General features: G+C 49.6%; 24 protein-coding genes and 2 tRNA genes. 12 read left to right on the plus strand and 14 right to left on the minus strand.

What is annotated here, in order from left to right; all coding sequences use genetic code 11:
• Window positions 1–56: 56 nt before the first annotated feature.
• Window positions 57–359: a DUF982 domain-containing protein gene (locus KHQ09_RS07415; RefSeq protein ID WP_213597426.1), complete on the minus strand. Its 303-nt coding sequence runs from the start codon at window positions 357–359 to the stop codon at window positions 57–59.
• A gap of 94 nt (window positions 360–453) precedes the next feature.
• On the opposite strand from KHQ09_RS07415, the gene KHQ09_RS07420 reads away from it, so the two are divergent.
• From KHQ09_RS07420 to KHQ09_RS07430, 3 genes are all read left to right on the plus strand, one after another.
• Window positions 454–1,206 (plus strand): glycoside hydrolase family 108 protein, encoded by a 753-nt coding sequence (locus KHQ09_RS07420; RefSeq protein ID WP_238481773.1) that lies wholly within the window; start codon window positions 454–456, stop codon window positions 1,204–1,206.
• On the plus strand, window positions 1,203–1,463 hold the full coding sequence (locus KHQ09_RS07425; protein ID WP_213597428.1) for a hypothetical protein: 261 nt from the start codon (window positions 1,203–1,205) through the stop codon (window positions 1,461–1,463). Before KHQ09_RS07420 ends, KHQ09_RS07425 begins: the two co-directional genes overlap by 4 nt.
• A gap of 96 nt (window positions 1,464–1,559) precedes the next feature.
• Entirely contained in the window at window positions 1,560–1,853 is a 294-nt protein-coding gene (locus KHQ09_RS07430) for a hypothetical protein (protein WP_022710445.1), read from the plus strand.
• Here KHQ09_RS07430 and KHQ09_RS07435 read toward each other — a convergent pair.
• The 8 genes from KHQ09_RS07435 to KHQ09_RS07470 all read right to left on the minus strand — a co-directional run bounded on the left by KHQ09_RS07435 (window position 1,840) and on the right by KHQ09_RS07470 (window position 5,594).
• Window positions 1,840–2,058: a hypothetical protein gene (locus KHQ09_RS07435; protein WP_139316488.1), complete on the minus strand. Its 219-nt coding sequence runs from the start codon at window positions 2,056–2,058 to the stop codon at window positions 1,840–1,842. The genes KHQ09_RS07430 and KHQ09_RS07435 overlap by 14 nt on opposite strands.
• Before the next feature lie 128 nt (window positions 2,059–2,186).
• Window positions 2,187–2,396, minus strand: a complete 210-nt coding sequence (locus KHQ09_RS07440) for a cold-shock protein (protein ID WP_028233511.1) — start codon at window positions 2,394–2,396, stop codon at window positions 2,187–2,189.
• 307 nt (window positions 2,397–2,703) lie between these two features.
• Window positions 2,704–2,880, minus strand: a complete 177-nt coding sequence (locus KHQ09_RS07445; protein ID WP_213597430.1) for a hypothetical protein — start codon at window positions 2,878–2,880, stop codon at window positions 2,704–2,706.
• A 279-nt stretch (window positions 2,881–3,159) separates the two neighbouring features.
• Window positions 3,160–3,414 (minus strand): hypothetical protein, encoded by a 255-nt coding sequence (locus tag KHQ09_RS07450; RefSeq protein ID WP_213597432.1) that lies wholly within the window; start codon window positions 3,412–3,414, stop codon window positions 3,160–3,162.
• A gap of 259 nt (window positions 3,415–3,673) precedes the next feature.
• Window positions 3,674–3,750 (minus strand) — tRNA-Arg (locus KHQ09_RS07455).
• Window positions 3,751–3,774: 24 nt separating this feature from the next.
• Window positions 3,775–4,080 carry an ETC complex I subunit gene (locus tag KHQ09_RS07460; protein ID WP_213597434.1) on the minus strand — a complete coding sequence of 102 codons (306 nt, stop codon included), beginning with the start codon at window positions 4,078–4,080 and terminating at the stop codon, window positions 3,775–3,777.
• Between the two features lie 98 nt (window positions 4,081–4,178).
• Window positions 4,179–4,255 (minus strand) — tRNA-Pro (locus KHQ09_RS07465).
• A gap of 160 nt (window positions 4,256–4,415) precedes the next feature.
• The gene (locus tag KHQ09_RS07470; RefSeq protein ID WP_213597436.1) at window positions 4,416–5,594 is read right to left on the minus strand and encodes a cystathionine beta-lyase; all 1,179 of its coding nucleotides are present in this window, start codon (window positions 5,592–5,594) and stop codon (window positions 4,416–4,418) included.
• A gap of 288 nt (window positions 5,595–5,882) precedes the next feature.
• On the opposite strand from KHQ09_RS07470, the gene KHQ09_RS07475 reads away from it, so the two are divergent.
• From KHQ09_RS07475 to KHQ09_RS07495, 5 genes are all read left to right on the plus strand, one after another.
• Window positions 5,883–6,740, plus strand: a complete 858-nt coding sequence (locus KHQ09_RS07475) for a phosphatase PAP2 family protein (protein ID WP_213597438.1) — start codon at window positions 5,883–5,885, stop codon at window positions 6,738–6,740.
• 287 nt (window positions 6,741–7,027) lie between these two features.
• Complete coding sequence (locus tag KHQ09_RS07480) at window positions 7,028–8,059, plus strand: amino acid ABC transporter substrate-binding protein (protein WP_028233512.1); 1,032 nt, start codon at window positions 7,028–7,030, stop codon at window positions 8,057–8,059.
• Between the two features lie 359 nt (window positions 8,060–8,418).
• Entirely contained in the window at window positions 8,419–9,612 is a 1,194-nt protein-coding gene (locus KHQ09_RS07485; RefSeq protein WP_075655871.1) for an amino acid ABC transporter permease, read from the plus strand.
• A gap of 1 nt (window position 9,613) precedes the next feature.
• Window positions 9,614–10,768: an amino acid ABC transporter permease gene (locus KHQ09_RS07490; protein ID WP_116088186.1), complete on the plus strand. Its 1,155-nt coding sequence runs from the start codon at window positions 9,614–9,616 to the stop codon at window positions 10,766–10,768.
• A 196-nt stretch (window positions 10,769–10,964) separates the two neighbouring features.
• A complete protein-coding gene (locus tag KHQ09_RS07495) occupies window positions 10,965–11,714 on the plus strand; it encodes an amino acid ABC transporter ATP-binding protein (protein ID WP_116088250.1) in 750 nt (249 codons plus the stop codon).
• 55 nt (window positions 11,715–11,769) lie between these two features.
• On the opposite strand, the gene KHQ09_RS07500 is transcribed toward KHQ09_RS07495, so the two are convergent.
• Window positions 11,770–12,147 carry a glyoxalase superfamily protein gene (locus KHQ09_RS07500; RefSeq protein ID WP_213597440.1) on the minus strand — a complete coding sequence of 126 codons (378 nt, stop codon included), beginning with the start codon at window positions 12,145–12,147 and terminating at the stop codon, window positions 11,770–11,772.
• An 85-nt stretch (window positions 12,148–12,232) separates the two neighbouring features.
• Here KHQ09_RS07500 and KHQ09_RS07505 point away from each other — a divergent pair, with 85 nt between their 5' ends.
• Window positions 12,233–12,385: a hypothetical protein gene (locus KHQ09_RS07505; protein WP_213597442.1), complete on the plus strand. Its 153-nt coding sequence runs from the start codon at window positions 12,233–12,235 to the stop codon at window positions 12,383–12,385.
• Here KHQ09_RS07505 and KHQ09_RS07510 read toward each other — a convergent pair.
• The gene (locus tag KHQ09_RS07510) at window positions 12,380–12,742 is read right to left on the minus strand and encodes a VOC family protein (RefSeq protein ID WP_213597444.1); all 363 of its coding nucleotides are present in this window, start codon (window positions 12,740–12,742) and stop codon (window positions 12,380–12,382) included. The two genes, KHQ09_RS07505 and KHQ09_RS07510, sit on opposite strands and share 6 nt — an antisense overlap.
• A 16-nt stretch (window positions 12,743–12,758) precedes the next feature.
• Window positions 12,759–13,286, minus strand: a complete 528-nt coding sequence (locus tag KHQ09_RS07515) for a GNAT family N-acetyltransferase (RefSeq protein ID WP_213597446.1) — start codon at window positions 13,284–13,286, stop codon at window positions 12,759–12,761.
• 196 nt (window positions 13,287–13,482) lie between these two features.
• Here KHQ09_RS07515 and KHQ09_RS07520 point away from each other — a divergent pair, with 196 nt between their 5' ends.
• Window positions 13,483–13,905 carry a VOC family protein gene (locus KHQ09_RS07520; RefSeq protein ID WP_151157964.1) on the plus strand — a complete coding sequence of 141 codons (423 nt, stop codon included), beginning with the start codon at window positions 13,483–13,485 and terminating at the stop codon, window positions 13,903–13,905.
• A 75-nt stretch (window positions 13,906–13,980) separates the two neighbouring features.
• On the opposite strand, the gene KHQ09_RS07525 is transcribed toward KHQ09_RS07520, so the two are convergent.
• Together KHQ09_RS07525 and KHQ09_RS07530 are read right to left on the minus strand one after the other, a co-directional pair.
• The gene (locus KHQ09_RS07525) at window positions 13,981–15,222 is read right to left on the minus strand and encodes an FAD-dependent monooxygenase (RefSeq protein WP_151157962.1); all 1,242 of its coding nucleotides are present in this window, start codon (window positions 15,220–15,222) and stop codon (window positions 13,981–13,983) included.
• A 181-nt stretch (window positions 15,223–15,403) separates the two neighbouring features.
• Window positions 15,404–15,661 carry a zinc-finger domain-containing protein gene (locus tag KHQ09_RS07530; protein WP_022710464.1) on the minus strand — a complete coding sequence of 86 codons (258 nt, stop codon included), beginning with the start codon at window positions 15,659–15,661 and terminating at the stop codon, window positions 15,404–15,406.
• Window positions 15,662–16,060: 399 nt separating this feature from the next.
• Here KHQ09_RS07530 and KHQ09_RS07535 point away from each other — a divergent pair, with 399 nt between their 5' ends.
• The gene (locus KHQ09_RS07535) at window positions 16,061–18,265 is read left to right on the plus strand and encodes an RNA degradosome polyphosphate kinase (protein ID WP_170265212.1); all 2,205 of its coding nucleotides are present in this window, start codon (window positions 16,061–16,063) and stop codon (window positions 18,263–18,265) included.
• Window positions 18,262–19,785, plus strand: coding sequence for an exopolyphosphatase (gene ppx / locus KHQ09_RS07540; protein ID WP_022710466.1), 1,524 nt, complete (start codon window positions 18,262–18,264; stop codon window positions 19,783–19,785). Before KHQ09_RS07535 ends, ppx begins: the two co-directional genes overlap by 4 nt.
• Window positions 19,786–19,844 lie beyond the last annotated feature (59 nt).

Genomic DNA, 19,844 nt, shown 5'->3' on the forward strand with positions numbered 1-19,844 from the left:
TTATTGCAGTGAGTAAGCCGAGCACGATACCTCTCAGACTTACTCACAAATTTTAGTTAAGCAGGTAACTGCCCACTATTTGATGATTTTTCAACTGCCCAAGGTATGGGGGCGGTGGGTATATCAAGAATACCTCGCTTGCGGGCAAAGCCTTTAATCGCATTTTGCGCCGTAATCAGTGGCTTTATACCATCATGTGCGTCGCAGCATGCTTTCCACGCTGTGTCATATATCAAATCGCGATCATTTTCTGGCCATTCGTGTAGGAACATAAGGGCATCGTGAACACAGGCAATCTCTAACGTTAAATAACGTCCATTTTTAACGTAAACGGGTTTGTCAAACAAACGGTCGCTCACAAAAACCTCCTTAATACGAACGATGTGTTGGTGTGACGCGTTCGATTTAGTGAGTGAATTTTTCATTTCAAGGGTATTTTTAGAAAGGAACGCTATGCGTGAGACCTTAACGACCGCGCTTGACCTGATGTTTGGTCATGAGGGTGGATATGTAAATAATCCGAAAGACCCGGGCGGTGCCACGAAATACGGCATTACTCACAGGACATTGGCCGCGCATCGCGGTGTTGCCAGCGTTACACCGGCACAGGTTAGAGCCTTATCCAAGGAAGAAGCCATCGAGATTTACCGGCGCTCGTATTGGGTGCAATCCGGCGGTGATCTGCTGCCGGTCGGTATCGATTTCATGGCATTCGATTATGGCGTGAACAGCGGCCCCGCTCAGGCGGTCAAATCACTGCAGCGCGTGGTCGGTGTAACTGCGGACGGCATTGTTGGCGGCCAGACGGTTGCTGCAGTGAAGGCTTTTAAGGGCGATCTTATTGCAGCTTATGCTGCTGAACGCCTCCGGTTCATGAAAACCCTGAAAACATGGCCGACATTCGGGCGGGGTTGGCAAAAGCGGGTGATCAGTGTGGAAGCTCAAGCACGCGGACTTCACCAAGGCGTCGTTCTCGTTGATGATGCGCCTTCAGCTCCGGCTAAAGCCAACCCCAAAGATCAATCTCTCATGGAAACATTTAAAAAGCCAGAGGCATGGGCATCAATTGGCGGCCTTTTATCTGGTCTTGGCGGCATGGCTTCCGGCTCGGGTCCGATGCAGTGGGCGCTTGCAATTATCATGATCGGAGCATTTGCCACCGGTGTTTATTTCCTCATCAAGCGCATGCAGGATCAGGCGGCATGAGGATCAGCTTTCAACATATCACAGGTGCGGTAATCGGAGGGGCAGTTTCAGGCCTCTTTTTTTATGCGCTTGGCATTCATGACGGCAAACAAGATGCGGCGCTCAAAGTCGCGCAAGCCGTGACACAGGCAATCCAGAACAGGGCAGGGATTAATGAAACAATCGACAATATGGACAGCGTTGCTCTGTGTGTTGAGCTTGGCGGGGTGCGCGACCAGTGCGAACAATTGCGCAGGCTGGCAGAAAATCAGCCTTAAGCCAGAAACAGCTGTCTATATGGCAGGTAATGACCAGAGCGCGGGCAAAGGCATTGCCGGTCACAATGCCTACGGAAACAAGGCGGGGTGCTGGTAATGTCGCCAACAGAGAATGATTTCGATCTTCGTTCCCGCGTTGTAAATCTTGAGCAGCAGCTGACCGGTATTCTCCCGCGCCTTGTGGTTCTGGAGAAGTTTCAGGTTCAGTCTGAAATCGCAGATGCACGCAAAGATGAGCAGTGGAAGCACATGGACAACCGGTTCAATGATCTGGAAAAGAAGATATCCGGTGTGAGTGATACTCTGGCGAAGGTCGTTTGGCTTATAATAAGCGCTCTGATCCTTGGAGTTGTCAGCTTCATGCTAAAGGGTGGTTTTAATGTGCCTTAACGATACTCGTGGGTTTCGTTTTCTTTGTTTTTAACGGTGGAGTGATCGCCGCTTGAGCAAGTCTTTGTGCTTTTAATCGCGCGGTCTTCTCATCACGAAGTTTCACATTTTCTTCGATTTCATCGGAGATACGTGCATGAACACTGCTTTGAAGCTGCGTTTTCTCAAAGGCAATTTCTGCATTTTGACGTAATAAGCTATGCATTGATTTCATCTGGTAGCCAATCTTGATGTGAGAAATAAAAAAGGCCAGACAAAAATGCCTGACCTCTCATTATGTGTATTCTCTCCAGTGCCAGTACATCCGTGGTCAAAGGAGTGAGTTACACCAAGTTATGCTGCTTGCAGATTGCAAGCTGACATTTTGCCTGACTTATTATCACGCTCAAGGTCGTAACCGAGCTTCTGGCCTTCAACGATTTCACGCATGCCAGCGCGTTCAACGGCTGAAATGTGAACAAATACGTCTGCATTGCCGTTGTCAGGCTGAATGAAGCCGAAGCCTTTTGTGGAATTAAACCATTTAACAGTGCCGGTGGTCATAATGAACCCTTTCATAGCAACATAAGGTGCTCATAACGCAGGATAGCGTTACGAGTATGATAGCGATTTTTGAGATGAAAGGTTCGTTAAGGGCGCAGATGCTGCGCAAAAAGCAAAGCTAAACAAGTAAAATATCGATAACATCAATATGGACTATTAATATTTTTTGTCAATCATTAGTTTTTAATTTTATTTCTATCAATTTTAAGTTGTGGTTGAATTTAAGCAGTACGACCCAATATGAGTTGGTCAATCCCTCATGTTGGAGAATTAAAACAGCAGTCTATAGAACGTCAGTATATGTAAGTCACTTAACTGTTTTATTGCCGTCCTCTTTGTGGTCAAAGCAGAACCATTCGACGCCATACCGGCCGTTAAATCCCCAGCCACCCCATTTCTTACAACCCTCGTGCATACACCAGTGGATATAGAGTGCCTCCTGTTTGGCCGGTTTGTTTTCCCATGGCGGGGTATCATCGCTCATTGTGCTGAGTCCTTATTCAAAATAATCTCCTCATACCGTCATCTTCCTGATAAATAAAATACGCTCCCTGCAGATCGACCTGACCGACAAGGATGTCCACGCTACTCTTACCGCGATAACCGCAGACATGGCACCTCATTCGACGTGGCATAGTGAGTATTTCTGTTTCTTCCCCGCACATCATGGCCATGAATCGCGATGGTATATCTCTGATCCGTCCGCAGCCTCCGCAGGTAAGCCGCAGCAGGTCAAGATGACTTAAGCTGCGCAAGGTTGGCATTATGCCAGCCCTCCGGTAAAGCCGGAAATTTCATCCAGCCGAACCATGGCCATACGCATCTGACCTTTGCAGCCTCGTGCATTGCATCGGGCGCGTTTCTCTATCTCATCCAGATAGAGCTGTTCACGACCTTTGGCTGTGCAGATCGTGGCCTTGTTGATGTAAACAAGCCTGCTGCATTTCCTGCAGATCATTTCCAGCTTTTGAGTGTCAGATAAATCACTGACCCTGTAATTGGTTTTCCAGTTGCCCATTTAGGCGCACTCCTCCGTGGCGCAAACGAGTGCGCAAAAGCAGGGTAAAAATTTTAATAATTACTAATTTGTTCTACAAATGTTCTCATAATGCGAAAGAGTCAACAGGGATTATTCATGGCCTGACGGGGCTGTGAATTGCTGTGAATTGTTAATGTGGGTGGTGACCGTGAGAACAGAAAATGAATAAAAATGTAAACCGGTAGAAAAAAGCTGTAAACCAGCCTTTGTCGCAATATCAATAAGGTATTGATTTATATGGCGATCCCGACTGGATTCGAACCAGTGACCGTCGGCTTAGAAGGCCGGTGCTCTATCCAGCTGAGCTACGGGACCGCATATTCTGAAAGCGGTATATAATTAGTGAGTCCAAGGCTGCTGGCGGTCAAAGCGGAAATTATCCGTGTAAGACACTTTGCGGCGTTTGGCTTCTTTAGGCTCTTCAATCCGGTAGGCAATGCCGTATTTCTGCGCATAAGCGATCGCTTCTTCGAGGCTCTCGAAGCTCATGCGGATCTGTCTTTTCATATCACGGGAAGAAGTATAACCCATCAGCGGTTCAATTTTACGGGCTACTTCAGGCTCATATTCAAGAAACCAGGCTTCGGTCTTGGCTTTACCGGATTGCATGGCAGTCTTGGCTGGACGATAAATACGGGCAACCATATTCATATACCTCAGGGCACAAAAGCGACCGTCAAATCTTATATTTGCTGGTCTGTTAAACGAGAGACAAATTTCACTATAATATTCAGTATTTGTCATGGTCGGAGCGAGAGGATTCGAACCTCCGACCCCCTGATCCCAAATCAGGTGCGCTACCAGGCTGCGCTACGCTCCGCTATCCTCAAAGGATAAGATGTGTCTAGAATTTTCAAGGCAGGAGCGCAAGAGGCAAAACGGCACTTCCAACCAAAAATGCATGAATGTCACACTATAAAAGCGGAGACAAAAGCACTGTTTTGTCTCCGCTTTTAGAAGTTTCCGTATTTTACGGATTATCAGGCTGCAAATGCCGCTTGAAGTCCCTGTTGCAGGTCGTCAATAAGATCCTGCGTATCTTCAAGCCCGATTTGCAGACGGATCACCGGACCTTCATAGCTCTTTGCAGCAACTGTCCGGTCACCGAGCTGAACATGCACGGCCAGACTTTCGTAGCCGCCCCATGAATAGCCGAGGCCGAATAGTTTCAGTGTATCGAGCAATTTATGGGCTTCTTCTTTGCCGCCTGAAGCGAGAACCACAGAGAAAACACCGCTGGCACCTTTGAAATCGCGTTTCCACAAGGCATGATCCGGATGGCTTTCCAGTGCAGGGTGTAGCACACGGGCAATCTGAGGCTGCTGTTCCAGCCAGCGGGCAATCGTCAGAGCGCTTTGCTGGTGATGGTTGAGGCGTAGCCCCATGCTGCGCAGACCGCGCAGAATTTGATAGGCATCATCGGAATTTACGCACATGCCAAGGGCGGTATAGGCGTTTTCCAGCTGTTTCCAGCATTTTTCATTCGCGGAAATCATGCCGAACAGAATGTCGGAATGTCCTGAAGGATATTTCGTTCCGGCATGAATTGTAATGTCCACACCAAAATCAAGCGCTTTGAAATAAAGAGGCGTTGCCCATGTATTATCCATCATCACGACGATATCGTGCTGATGTGCAGCTTCGACAATTGCCGGAATATCCTGAATTTCAAATGTATTGGAGCCGGGTGATTCTGTGAAAACGACGCGTGTATTCGGGCGGATGAGGCCGGCAATATCCGCACCGATATGTGGCGGATAATATTCGATCTCAACACCATATTGCTTCAGTAGTGTGTTTGCGAAGCGGCGTGTCGGATTATAAATCGTATCAACGAACAGCACATGGTCGCCGGCTTTCAGGAAAGCCAGCAGCGGCACAGTAACGGCAGCCAGACCGGACGGAACGAGCAGAGTACCTGCGGAACCTTCCAGTTCGTCAATCGCACTGCATAAAGCGTCCGTTGTCGGTGTGCCATGCGTGCCATAGGTATATTTCTGGTTTTCCGTTGCCATGGTCGCAGCATCCGGAAACAGGACAGTCGAAGCGCGCACAACCGGCGGATTGACAAAGCCGTGATATGCATAAGGATCATTCCCGCAATGGGTAAGCATTGTGTTGATCCCTAATTCCCCCGTACCCTTTTCTGATTTGACCATAAAAACGCCTCCTGCTGCCTGTTAGTCTGTATTGTCTCGTGTGAGTCTTCGTTATTTGTGCTGAAACGGAATCGCTTTTTCTGAAAATATTTGTGTTTTCAGCGTGTTAACAGTGCCGTTTTTCATTTTCTGCAATAAGCCGGAAAATGACAGTTGCGACTAGAGCATAATCTTTGTGCTTTGTCCTGAAACCTTATGCTTTCTTTATGAGAAGCGGTAAAACGGATTTACAGCATAGTAAGAGATGAACAATTTTATTGATTGCAGCAGTTGCGGTGTGAGAGTTTTATGAGTTTAAAATATGAATTTTCAGAATTGAGAACCTCTGTTCAGGCGGGGCTGGCACGGCGTAAGGCGCAATCCGGGCAACAGGCTGAATATGAAAGGGCAGATCAGAGCGCGACCAATCTGTGGTCGTATCAGCTGATGCTGTTTCTGCTGGTTATGATTGCGGGTGCGGGGTTGCTTTTACCTTTTGACGGGGATTTGTCACGCCTTGCCGTTTCCGTGCAGTGGTTGCCTGTAGAGATTCTGAAATCGCTGACGAATCTCGTATTGGCCGCTCCCTATGTTGCATTATTCACCGTCATTATTGCTGTCTGTCTGGTGAGACGGCACAGATTGCGCGGGCAGGAAGGCTATGGCCTTAAAATTCCTGAACTTCTGCAAAATTATAATCGTCTGGGCACGATTGCCGGTCAAAGCCTGTTCGGTATTTCTGCGATTCTGGGTGCCGGACTGATCGTGAATATTCTCAAATATTTTGTCGGCAGACCGCGCCCGTTTCTTATTGATAGTGCAGGGCCTTTTGGTTTCAAGCCGTTTGATTTCAGCCATGCTTATGTCAGTTTTCCGTCCGGTCACGCCTGTACGGCAGCTGTGCTGGCCACGCTGCTGGCGCTGTGGTTTCCGCGTTACCGGTTCTTTGCCTATGCAGGTCTGGCGCTGATTGCTTCAAGCCGTGTTTTCGTTCAGGCGCATTATCCGAGTGATGTGGTGACCGGCTTTGCCATCGGCACGGTTACCACCTTGATTCTGGCGCGGTTTCTGGCGCAATCGGGTCTGCTGTTCCGTCTCGGGGAAGGGCAGCTATTTCCTGAACTGAAAAATATAATCAGCAGAAGAATCAAGCTGCAAGGCGCTTAAGTTAAGGTTTTTGAGGCAGGGCAAGCTGTGTTCGCGGAGCGGGCTGAACAATTTTCCGTGTTTGGACCCTTGACCTGTCGAAAATAATAGCTTTCGATAGGCACAGTTTTAGACGCATCCCGTTTCCGCCTTGCGGATCACAGGCTGAACTAAACCGGTTAAAGCCGGATATCAGGCTGTCAAAACAAAAAGCAGATCCGGTTCAGATTTTGCCGGATATGACAGAATGCCGAAATTGATTTTTGAATGCTGATAATAAGTTTAACGATAATGAGGGTGAGCATCATATGAAAAAGTCAACTTTACTCAAATTGGCCGGCGTGGCTGCTTTGACCGTTACAACCTCTGCAGCAATTGCCGGCACATTGGATGATGTGAAGAAAAAAGGCTTTGTACAATGCGGCACCAATACGGGTCTGCCGGGTTTTGCCGCCCCGAATGATAAGGGGGAATGGTCTGGTTTCGATGTTGACTATTGCCGTGCTGTGGCATCGGCTATTTTCGGGGACAAAACCAAGGCTAAATTTACACCGCTGAATGCCAAGGAGCGCTTTACTGCGCTGCAATCCGGTGAAATCGACATTCTTATCCGCAACACAACCTGGACAATCAGCCGTGATACATCCCTCGGCTTGGAATTTGCCGGTGTGAATTACTATGATGGCCAGGGCTTTATGGTCAACAGTAAGAAACTTCCGGATATTAAATCAGCATTGCAGCTGTCCGGCGCATCAATTTGCGTTCAGGCAGGTACAACAACTGAAATGAACATGGCCGATTATTTCAAGGCCAATAAAATGGAATATAATCCGGTCGTCTTTGAGAAAATCGAAGAGGCCAATGCTGCTTATGACAGCGGCCGTTGCGATGCTTACACAACGGATCAGTCCAGCCTCTACGGTGTGCGTCTGGCGCTTTCCAACCCTGACGATCACGTCGTTCTTCCGGAAATCATCTCCAAAGAGCCGTTCGGTATTGTTGTCCGTCAGGGCGATGCACAATGGGCCGATGTGGCGCGCTGGGTTCATAACGCACTTTTGAATGCGGAAGAAGCCGGTATTACGCAGGCTAATGTTGAAGAGATGATGAAGTCTGATTCACCTGAAATCAAACGTCTTCTCGGAACAGAAGCTGAAACCAAGATCGGCGTCGATCTGGGTCTTGATAATGACTGGGTTGTGAAGATTGTTAAAAATGTCGGCAATTACGGCGAGATTTTTGAACGCAATATCGGCACAACAAGCCCGCTGAAAATTGCCCGCGGTATTAACGCGCTGTGGACCAAAGGTGGTCTGCAATATGGTATACCAATCCGCTAATATCGGCGTATAATCAGAATAAGCACCTGCACCACATCATGTGGTGCAGGATAGCTTTCTGTACCTGAAATATAATTGAAACATTGTAATTTTGTGCCGTCCGGAGCGTATCCGAAAAGCGGGGACCGGTTTTCGGGTCAGATACGCGTATAAGCAAATAGCTTGAGCATGAAACGCTTTTTGACGTGCAATAAAAACAAAAGATAGCTGAAAGATTGTACCGCTATTTAAGGTACCTGCCGATATGGCCGAAATCCCTGTCTGAAATTTATAACTTGATAATCCGGCTATAGGTGAAAAGGCGCAGGGGGCTTTTCAAATATCTGGTTAAATATCTGACAGCAGAGCATGAGGTGCGCATGGCAGATCAAAGCGCCGTAACCGGCAAGCGACAGGAAACACAAGTTTCCCTCCTGAATAATCCGAAAATGCGCGGATTATTTTATCAGGCGGTTGTTTTTATTTCAGTTTTTGCTTTGATTTATTGGATAATAGGAAATACAGCCGCAAATTTGCAGAGGCTGAACATTGCATCCGGTTTTGACTTTCTGAAAAGTCGCGCAGGTTTCGACGTCAGCCAGTCGCTGATTAGTTATGATGCGGATTCCAACTATGCACGGGCCTTTGTGGTCGGTCTTCTGAATACGCTTTACGTTGCTGTACTGGGTATCATTACAGCCTCGGTTATCGGGTTTCTGGTTGGTATCGGACGTCTTTCGGGGAACTGGCTTATCGCCAAAATCTGTACCATTTATGTCGAGACTTTCCGTAATATCCCGCCATTGCTCGTGATTTTCTTCTGGTATTTCGGCGTATTGTCGGTTCTGCCGGAAGTGCGCGGCAGCTATGCTTTGCCGTTTGATACTTATCTGAACAAGCGCGGGTTTTTCTTTCCGTCCATAATCTGGGGCGAGAATGCATGGCTTATATTTGCGGCTTTCGTTGCCGCTGTTATTGCAGCCTTTGTTATTCATCGCTGGGCACGTTTGCGTCAGGCAAAAACAGGGCAGATTTTTCCGTTCTGGCGTGTTGCTTTGGCACTGATTATCGGATTGCCGGCACTCGCATTTTTCATCACGGGAATGCCTGTCAGCTTTGATATTCCGAAGCTTGGATCATTCAATCTGACCGGCGGCACACAGGTAAAACCTGAGTTTCTGGCACTTTATCTGGCCCTGTCATTCTATACGGCATCCTTCATCGCGGAGACGGTGCGCGGCGGTATCAAAGGGGTTAGCAAGGGGCAGTCAGAGGCAGCCGCAGCTTTGGGTCTGCGCAGACCGCAGGCGATGCGCCTTGTTGTCGTGCCGCAGGCGATGCGGATTATCATTCCGCCTTTATCGAGCCAATATCTTAATCTGACGAAAAACTCGTCTCTGGCGATTGCTATCGGCTATCCGGATTTGATGGCTGTCGGCGGTACAGTGCTTAACCAGACAGGACAGGCGGTAGAAGTTGTGGCGATCTGGATGGCGGTTTATCTCGGCATCAGCCTCATTACCTCTGCATTTATGAACTGGTTTAACGCGAAAATGGCATTGGTGGAGCGGTAAGATGACAAATTCAGACTTACAATATGTACGCTCGCAAATGGTTGATCCGATGCCGGCTCCTGCCAGTCAGAAAGGCATTGCCTCATGGATGAAAGAAAACCTGTTTTCGAGCCTTAAAGATACCGTTCTGACAATCATGGGTATTTCGCTGATTGTCTGGTTTCTGCCGGGGTTGATAAACTGGTTGTTTGTCAATGCTGTCTGGGCGGGGACTGACCGCACATTCTGTACCACAACGGTGCAGGGCGGTTTGCAGCCGGATGGCTGGTCGGGTGCCTGCTGGGCTTTTGTCGATGCAAAACTCCAGCAATTTCTCTACGGGCGCTATCCGGTTGATGAACGCTGGCGTGTGAAACTCGTGGCGCTGGTTTTCGTGATTTTGCTGGTGCCGATGCTGATCGGCAAGCTGCCGCATAAAATGCTGAACGCAGTTCTGTTGTTCATTGTTTTTCCGGTTTTCACCTATTTCCTGCTGGTCGGCGGTTCCTTCGGTCTGCGTTATGTTGAAACCTCGCTCTGGGGCGGTCTGCTGGTTACGCTGATCTTGTCCGTAGTGGGGATTACCGTATCGCTGCCGATGGGTATTCTTCTGGCTTTGGGACGGCGTTCCAATATGCCGGTTATCAAGACACTGTGCGTGATCTTCATTGAGGTTATTCGTGGTGTGCCGCTGGTGGCATTGCTGTTCATGGCCAGCGTCATGCTGCCGCTATTTATGCCGCCGGGCACCAGCTTTGATAAATTTTTGCGTGCGCTGGTCGGCGTGTCACTATTCGCTTCCGCATATATGGCTGAAGTCATTCGCGGCGGCTTGCAGGCGATTCCGTCAGGGCAATATGAAGGCGCGGATTCGCTGGGTTTGAGCTATTGGCAGAAAACTCTGTTCATTATCCTGCCGCAAACGCTGAAACTTGCTTTGCCGGGTATTGTGAACACGTTTATCGGCTTGTTCAAAGACACAAGTCTTGTTTACATTATCGGTATGTTCGACCTGCTTGGAATCGTCAGGCAGAATTTTTCGGATGCCACTTGGGCAACACCGCAGACACCGGCAACGGGTCTTGTTTTTGCCGGATTTGTATTCTGGATTTTCTGTTTCTGTATGTCGCGTTATTCGCTATATATGGAGAGAAGGCTGGATACGAGCCATCGGTAAGCGGCTGCGGAAAACCGGGAGTTGGTTCTTCGCTTACAGCTGCCAAAGAACAGAAATGGTTTCATTCAGGCGGATGAAACCATTCAATCGGGAATACCATCAGCATTATTGCTGCGGATGGTCAGTGAGGGAATAAAGAATGAGCATGCAATCGGGCGCTTTGCTGAAGCCGACGATGGAAGAAACGGGAGCAATTATGGAAATATCCAAAACCGATGTCGCAGTCGATATTGTCGGAATGCATAAATGGTATGGTGAATTCCATGTGCTTCGCGACATCAACTTGCGCGTGATGCGCGGCGAGCGCATTGTCGTGGCAGGGCCTTCCGGTTCCGGTAAATCAACGATGATCCGTTGCATTAACCGTCTTGAAGAACATCAGAAAGGCCAGATCATTGTGGACGGCAAAGAGCTGACCAATGATCTGAAAAAGATCGATGAAGTGCGTCGCGAAGTCGGCATGGTTTTCCAGCATTTCAACCTGTTTCCGCATCTGACAATTCTTGAGAATTGCACGCTTGCGCCGATCTGGGTGCGCAAAATGCCGAAGAAACAGGCAGAAGAAATTGCGATGCATTATCTGGAGCGCGTTAAGATTCCGGAGCAGGCCAATAAATATCCGGGTCAGCTTTCCGGTGGTCAGCAGCAGCGCGTGGCGATTGCCCGCTCACTCTGCATGAAGCCGCGTATTATGCTGTTCGATGAGCCGACCTCTGCGCTTGATCCTGAAATGGTCAAGGAAGTGCTGGACACTATGGTCAGCCTCGCTGAAGAAGGCATGACCATGATCTGCGTGACCCACGAAATGGGCTTTGCGCGTCAGGTTGCCAACCGCGTGATCTTTATGGATCAGGGGCAGATTGTTGAGCAGAATTCACCATCCGAATTCTTTGACAATCCGCAGCATGAGCGTACCAAGCTGTTCCTCAGCCAGATCCTGCACTAAAATATTTATAAAAGTAAAAACACCCGCAGTGCAAATTGCGGGTGTTTTTTATTATCTATTCGTCATGCGGGCCTTCGCAGAACTGGATACGATTGCCGAACGGATCAATCACAGCCAGAACCCGACCCCATGGTTCATTTTCTATACCAGGGCGCAGGAAACGGTATTTACGACTGCTGATCTCCTTATGCAGGCTATCAACACCCTGCATACGCACGAAAATATTAGCACCGGGGCTGCCGTCACCATGATGTTCGCTGAGGTGCAACACCAGATTGCCGCGTGAAACCTGCATATAGAGTGGCATATTCTCAGCAAAGCGATGTTCCCAGTCACATTGAAAACCCAGATAGTCGAGATAAAATTCTCTGGCTTTCTCAATGTCGAAAATTCTGAATATCGGGCAAACCTGTTCAAACTGGACATTGCTCATAAGATGTTCTCCGGTGTTTTGCCGTGACTATAAAATATGCCTGTAAAATTCATATTAAAACTATACAGGCAGTGATGGGAGAAAAATGCAATATCAATGGCTGAACCAGCTGGAGCAAAAACACCATCAGAGTTTCTTTGAACTCTATTGCCCTGAGCGGCTGGTGCCGTTTTATGAAAAACAGGGCTTTGTCAGAGGCTCATCTTGTCTGATGTTTCATCAGGCAAAGCCTTTATAATCTCTGCATCAGCTCGATACGATTGCCGAACGGATCGTTGATATAGGCACGAAGATAGCCGGCCAGTGGTTCATCCTCGGTCGCTTCTACCTGATGCTCTGCGAGCATTGCTAAAAATGCAGACAAGTCATCAACCAGAAAAGCCGGATGCGCTTTTTGCGCAGGGGCAAAGCCGCGTTCAACGCCGAGATGAACTTTAAGATCACGCAACTCAAACCAGCAGCCGCCGCGTTTTGCCAGATTGTCGGGTTTGGGAACTTCCGTCATACCTAGCAGGCCGCTATAAAATGTGCGGGCTTTGTCCTCACCGCCGGCAGGCATTGCAAGCTGAATATGATCCAGTCCGAGTATCGGCATTGTTTTCTCCCGTTGTTCAGGCAGGCAAGGTCGGTTGTATCAGCACATAATTTTCATGGCGCTCACCGGGAAGTTCAAACCAGATTGAACCCTGCCTTTGGAAACCCTGTTGCCTGTAGAAGTGTAATGCAGGGTGGTTATCATGCAAGACCGAAAGCCAGATATGGCCAATATCCTGTGCTTTTACCGCTTCACGTGCCTGTTGCATGAGAGCAGAACCGATACCGCTTCCGACATGACGGGCTCTGACATAAAGTGTGCTGATCTCTGCGGCTGTTGTCAGCGCATGCAGGCTTTTGGGCAGTGCTGCATGATAATCAATGGCAATATAGCCGAGCAGATGACCATCCTGTTCTGCGACAATGATCTGCTTTGCGCCATCCGCGATCAGCTGATCAAAATATTGCGGGGTAAAACGCTGCAACACATATTCAGCAAAAACAGTGCTGATACCTGCCTTGGCATAGGTATGCAGCCAGACTTCGATAGATAAAGCTGCCAGTTTTGCAGCGTCGAAGGATTTGGCCGTGCGATAAATTAACAAATCGGGCTCCTGTCTCAATCTGTCTGATTTGATGTAGTATGCTGCCACTGGAGCGTATCCCGAGAAGTGCGAAGCAGTTTTCGGGATACGCGTAAAACAAAGAATCTAGAGCGAGCACTGTGATCCGATCTGGACGTAAACCGCTCTAGCGCAGAAATTAAACAGTCCTGCCAAATATTCTGAGGAGGAAATTATAATGAGCAGACTGATATTTGTGAACTTTCCCGTGCGTGATCTCGATAAGTCGATCAGTTTCTATGAGGCAATCGGGGCGCGGAAGAATGATATGTTCTGCGATGAAACTGCAGCTTGCATGGTTTTATCAGACGTTATTCACGTCATGCTGATAACCCATGATAAATTCCGCCAGTTCACGCCCAAAAACATTGCCGATGCACATACTGTCAGCGAGGTTCTGGTATGTGTTTCAGCATCGGACAAGCAGGAGGTAGATCAGCTAGTCAGCAAAGCTGCTTCTGCCGGTGGCAAGGCAGATCCGTCAGCTGTGCAGGATTATGGCTTTATGTATGGCCGCAGTTTTGAAGATCTGGACGGCCATATCTGGGAAGTGATGTGGATGGACATGGAAGCTGCAAAGCAGGCCATGGCAAAAGACTAAACCATTCCCTGTCCCGTTCTGATCGCAATATGAGCGTTTGAACAGCGGGACAGAGCCTGAAAAATATGATGCGGTTCAGGATGTAATATCGGCCGCATCATATTGATAAAGCCAGTCCAGATCGCGCAGGAAGTCTTCCGGTTTGCGTATTTTAAACAGCATGTTACGACCGAGAGCCACAGGGCCGCTGGCGTGATAGGCAAAACGGTTGAGCTTGCCGCGGCGGGCAACTTTGGCAATGCGCGCCAGTCTTTGTTTTTCAAAAGCAGCGAGAGCTTCGCTGTGATCACTTTGCTCCGGTGAGAGATGTGCTGCGAGCGAGGCCGCATCTTCAATAGCCATTGCTGCACCCTGTGCCGCAAATGGTGTCATCGCATGAGAAGCATCACCAAGCAGCACAAGGCGCTTATCAATCACCAGCTTTGGTTCCGGCATTTCAAACATCGGCCAGAATGTCCATTGCGGTGCGGCTTTGATGACATCGCTGACAGCCTGAGACCAGCCTGAAAAACTGCGGATCAGAGCGGCGCTGTCGCCTTTCATGTCCCAGCTTGTGCCGATATCTTCACCATCGGTAATCGCGACAAAATTAAAGGCTTTACCGTTTTTAATCGGATAGGCAATCAGATGTGCGCCCTGACCAAGCCATGCCGAAACACTGAGTGTATCTTTGAGACTATCAAGAAAACTCTGCGGCAGCTTTTCAGCGGGCAGGGTGGTGCGCCAGGCAATATGATCTGTAAATCGGGCGCGGCTGTCATTTTGCGTAGCCGCATTATTCGCCACAAGTCCGGCACGCTGCGCTGACCACACACCGTCGCAACCGAGCAGCAACTGTCCGCTATAGTCGGTAATCTGATCGTTGAGATCAACGCGGATCGTTACTTTGTCTTCTGAAATGTGATGGGACAGCACATTAGCGCCGAGATGCAAAGTAATCTGCGGATGCGCGCGCACGGCCTTGAGCAGAACTGCCTGCAAATCCGCACGATGGCAGGTAATATAAGGCGCATTCCAGCGTTGTTCTGCCTGGCTCCCAAGTTCCATGCGAATAAGCGGTTGTGCTTTCACACCGTCCATCAGATAGAGCGCATCAGGGCTGACGGCATGGGGCAGCAGGTCTTCCATAATGCCCAGACGGGCAAGAAGCCGCGTGGCATTGGGTGCCAGCTGCAAACCGGCTCCGACTTCGGAAAGTGCCGGTGCCTTTTCCATCATCAGCACAGAAAAACCCCGCTCTGCCAGAGCCAGAGCCGTGGTCATACCGGCAAGTCCGGCACCGGAAATAAGAATACGCTGATTATTCTGGTTTTGCATGGTTGCCCTCACAGCCGTTGAGGCAGATGCCGGAAATATCTGAACGGGAGTTTTATCCCGTTCTTATCCTTGCGCAACGGCATCTACAGAAACTGAAGCGTGGTGTCAGAGCAGTCTGAAAGAAAATAACAACTGCTCTGATGGTGAAAAACGGGGCGCATTTTCACGGAGGCAGGCAGAATTATTCTGCAGCCGCAACCTGAGGATCGTTGAAGGTGCAACCGGCAGGCACAGTCTGATCTGCGCTCAGGGATGCATCGTGACGATAAAGGGTCGAGCAATAAGGGCAGACAACTTCTTCCTCATCGCCCATATCGAGAAATACATGCGGATGGTCGAATGGCGGATTTGCGCCAACGCACATGAATTCTTTAACGCCGATGCTGATGGCATTGTGGCCGGCATCGTTCTGAAAATGAGGGATGATATGATCTGACATATGACGACTCCAGTGATGGTATCACCTTAAAGCATTTATGCTTTGAGCGGAATCACTCGCCACATCAATGCGGTAACAACAAAGCGTGAGAGAGACAGCAGGCGGAACCTTGATGCCGGCAGCGCTCGGACGCATAATTTGGCTCTGATGTATCGCGAATAATGCAGGAGCGGAAGTGTTTTTTATAGTTTCTGCTGTAATCTCCGCTTTGTTAAGAATTTGTCATACAGAATGCATAAACGAACCTTAACAGGAGCACTGTTCAGAGGATCGAATATCGTCCGGTCTTTCCGGTAATTTCTGAGTGCCGGCGATTTCAGAGGGATTGTTAACGTGTCGCATAAAAAAAATCATGGATCGGTTAAAGAGGCTGAACCTGTGGGTAATATGCCGGCATTAATGGCCAAGACAGATATTATTGCTGTTTCAGATATGTCTGCCGATGATGCTGTGCGGAACCTGTCTGAAAGTCCGGAGCGTTTTGTCAATCGTGAGTTCTCATGGTTGCAGTTCAATAAGCGCGTATTGGCAGAGGCTGTGAACAAACATCAGCCGCTGCTGGAACGTCTGCGCTTCCTGTCGATTTCAGCGGCCAATCTTGATGAGTTTTTCATGGTGCGTATTGCCGGTCTTGCAGGGCAGGTGCGGGCAGGCGTGGCCACACGTTCAGCCGATGGCCGTACACCGCAGGAGCAGCTTGATTTTGTGCTGGCAGAAGTTGCCACTTTGCAGGTTGCGCAGCAGGAAACGCTGCAAATGCTGCGTCAGGAGCTGGCTCAGGAAAATATTGAGATTATCCGTTCTGACCGCCTGAAAAAACACGACAAGAAATGGCTTGAACATCATTTTCTGGATACGATCTTTCCGGTTCTCACACCTCTGTCGCTTGATCCGGCGCATCCGTTTCCGTTCATTCCGAATCTCGGCTTCTCGATGGCGCTGCAATTGTCGCGCATAACCGACAAGCATCCGATGGTGGCGCTGTTGCGTCTGCCGGTGGCACTCAGCCGTTTCGTGCAGATACCGTCTGAGGCGGGTATCTATCGCTTTATCACGCTTGAAGATGTGGTGAGTCTGTTCATTGAACGCCTGTTTCCGGGCTATGAAGTGCGTGGCGCCGGTACATTCCGCATCATTCGCGACAGCGATATTGAAGTGGAAGAGGATGCTGAAGATCTGGTTCGCCATTTCGAAACTGCGCTGAAGCGCCGTCGTCGCGGACGGGTTATTAGTATTGAGTTCGACAGCGATATACCGGAAGCGCTGCGGGTGTTCATGACCATGGAGCTTGGTGTTTCCGAGAGCCGTGTGAGTATTCTGCCGGGTCTGCTGGCGCTGAATATGATTTCGGAAATTGTTGCTATTCCGCGCGATGATCTGAAATTCACCCCTTATAACCCACGTTTTCCCGAGCGCATCCGTGAGCATGGCGGCGATTGTTTAGCGGCAATCCGCGAGAAGGATATTGTCGTTCATCATCCTTATGAGTCCTTTGATGTTGTGGTGCAGTTTCTGCGTCAGGCGGCACTTGATCCGAATGTGCTGGCAATCAAACAAACACTCTACCGCACCTCGAACAATTCGCCGATTGTACGTGCGCTGATTGATGCGGCGGAAGCCGGTAAGTCGGTGACCGCGCTGGTGGAGCTGAAAGCACGCTTTGACGAGGAAGCGAATATCCGCTGGGCACGCGATCTGGAACGTGCGGGCGTGCAGGTGGTCTTCGGCTTTATCGAGCTGAAAACCCACGCGAAAATGTCGCTCGTCGTGCGCCGTGAAGATGAAAAACTGCGTTCTTATGTGCATCTTGGCACGGGTAACTATCACCCGATCACTGCGAAGATTTACACCGACCTGTCTTTCTTTACCTCTGATGCCGATACGGCACGGGATGTGGCGCATATTTTCAATTTCATTACCGGTTATGCGCAACCGGCAGATGTTATGAAGCTGGCTATCTCGCCTTTTACGTTGCGTCGCCGGATTCTGAAACATATTGAAAATGAGATTGAACACGCGAAAGCGGGTCGTCCGGCGGCGATCTGGATGAAGATGAATTCGCTGGTTGATCCGCAGATCATTGATGCGCTCTATAAAGCCAGCAGTGCAGGGGTGCAGATTGATCTGGTGGTACGCGGCATTTGCTGTCTGCGCCCGCAGGTTCCGGGTCTGTCAGACAATATCCGCGCCAAGTCCATTGTTGGCCGTTTTCTTGAGCATTCACGTATTTTCTGCTTCGGTAACGGGCAGGATTTGCCGTCCAAAGAGGCAATTGTCTATATAAGCTCGGCAGATATGATGCCGCGAAACCTTGACCGGCGCGTGGAAACGCTGGTGCCTGTTACAAATGTGACCGTGCATCAACAGATTTTATCGCAAATTATGCTTGCAAATCTCTACGATAATCAACAAAGCTTTGAGGTACTTTCAGACGGAACCTCCAAGCGGATTAAACCCGTGGACGGGGAAGAAGCTTTTAACGCTCAGGAATATTTCATGACCAATCCCAGCCTGTCCGGTCGCGGCAAGTCTCTGAAATCGTCAGCACCGCGTTTGATTGCGCGTCACAACCGCGTTCGCGCAGAGCGAAACCGTAACGCATGACTTTGTCTCTGGCACAGGGCCGCTTGAAAGGTCTGGAACCGGTCGCAGTTATTGATATTGGTTCCAACTCCGTGCGTATGGTTATCTATGAAGGTATTGTGCGTTCTCCGACAATTTTCTTTAACGAGAAAATTCTGAGCGGTCTGGGTAAAGGACTGGCACAAACCGGACGTCTGAATGATAAATCGGTCGCCAGTGCGCTTGAGGCACTGCGGCGTTTCCGAGCGCTGGCCAAGCAGGCCGGTGCAACAAAAATCTATACAATTGCCACAGCGGCTGCGCGTGAAGCGGAAAACGGGCCGGATTTCATTGCACGGGCGGAAGAAATTCTGGGTGAAAACATCCAGATTCTCTCCGGCCGCGAAGAAGCTTATTATTCAGCACTTGGTATTATTTCCGGTTTTCACCATCCGGACGGTATCGCCGGTGACCTTGGCGGCGGTAGCCTCGAACTGGTTGATGTGCATGGCGATAATCCTGACAAGGCGATCGGCAGCGGCATTACATTGCCGCTTGGCGGCTTGCGCCTGCAGGATTTGTCCGGTGGGAAAATTACGGAAGCTGCGAAAATCACCCGCAAATATGTCGGCGATGTCGAGTTTCTGAAAGAGGGCAAAGGCCGCACATTCTATGCGGTGGGCGGTACATGGCGAAATCTTGCCAAGCTGCATATGAGTGCCAAACATTATCCGCTGCATGTCATGCATGGCTATGCGATGGATCCGGAAGATGCCTATCACTTCCTCTATCGTGTGGCGCGGTTTGATATCGATCATATGCGCGGTATTGAGGCCGTATCCAAAAACCGTCGTCAGTTGTTGTCCTATGGTGCGACAGTGCTGATGGAAGTTGTTAAGCGCATGCAGCCCGCACAAATTGTATTCTCGGCAATGGGCGTGCGTGAAGGCTATCTGTTCTCCTTGCTTGCTAAAAAAGAGCAGAAACTCGATCCTCTGCTCTCCGCTGCTGAAGAGCAGGCAGTGCTGCGTTCGCGCTCCCCGCGTCATGCGCATGAGCTGGCGGACTGGACGGGTTATGCCTTTGAGCAGCTCGGCTATGATGAGACCGAGGATGAATATCGTTATCGCCGTGCGGCCTGTCTGCTGGCTGATATCAGCTGGCGTGCTCACCCCGATTATCGCGGTCCGCAGGCGCTGAATATTATTGCTCACGGCTCATTCATCGGGATTGATCATCCGGGGCGTGCTTATATGGCGCTGGCCAATTATTATCGTCATGAAGGCGTGATGGATGATGATGCCGCGCCGGAGATTATCCGTATTGCAACGCCGCGTCTGCGCGAGCGGGCTCGGGTTCTGGGTGCATTGCTGCGTGTGGTATACCTGTTCTCTGCATCAATGCCGGGGGTAATCCCGCAGCTTAAATGGCGGCAGGAAGGCGATGTTCTGGCGCTGGTAGTGCCGGAGGCCTATCGTGATCTGGTATCAGAACGACTGGATAACAGGCTGAATGTTCTGGCCAAGGTAACCGGCAAGGCGCTTCGTTTTGCGGTTGAATGAAGCTAAAATATTGCATTGCAGTATGAAATAATAAAAAGCCGGATCATCAAGTCCGGCTT

It is taken from the genome of Pseudochrobactrum algeriensis (genome assembly GCF_018436245.1).
GTDB classification, from domain to species: Bacteria; Pseudomonadota; Alphaproteobacteria; order Rhizobiales; family Rhizobiaceae; genus Pseudochrobactrum; species Pseudochrobactrum saccharolyticum.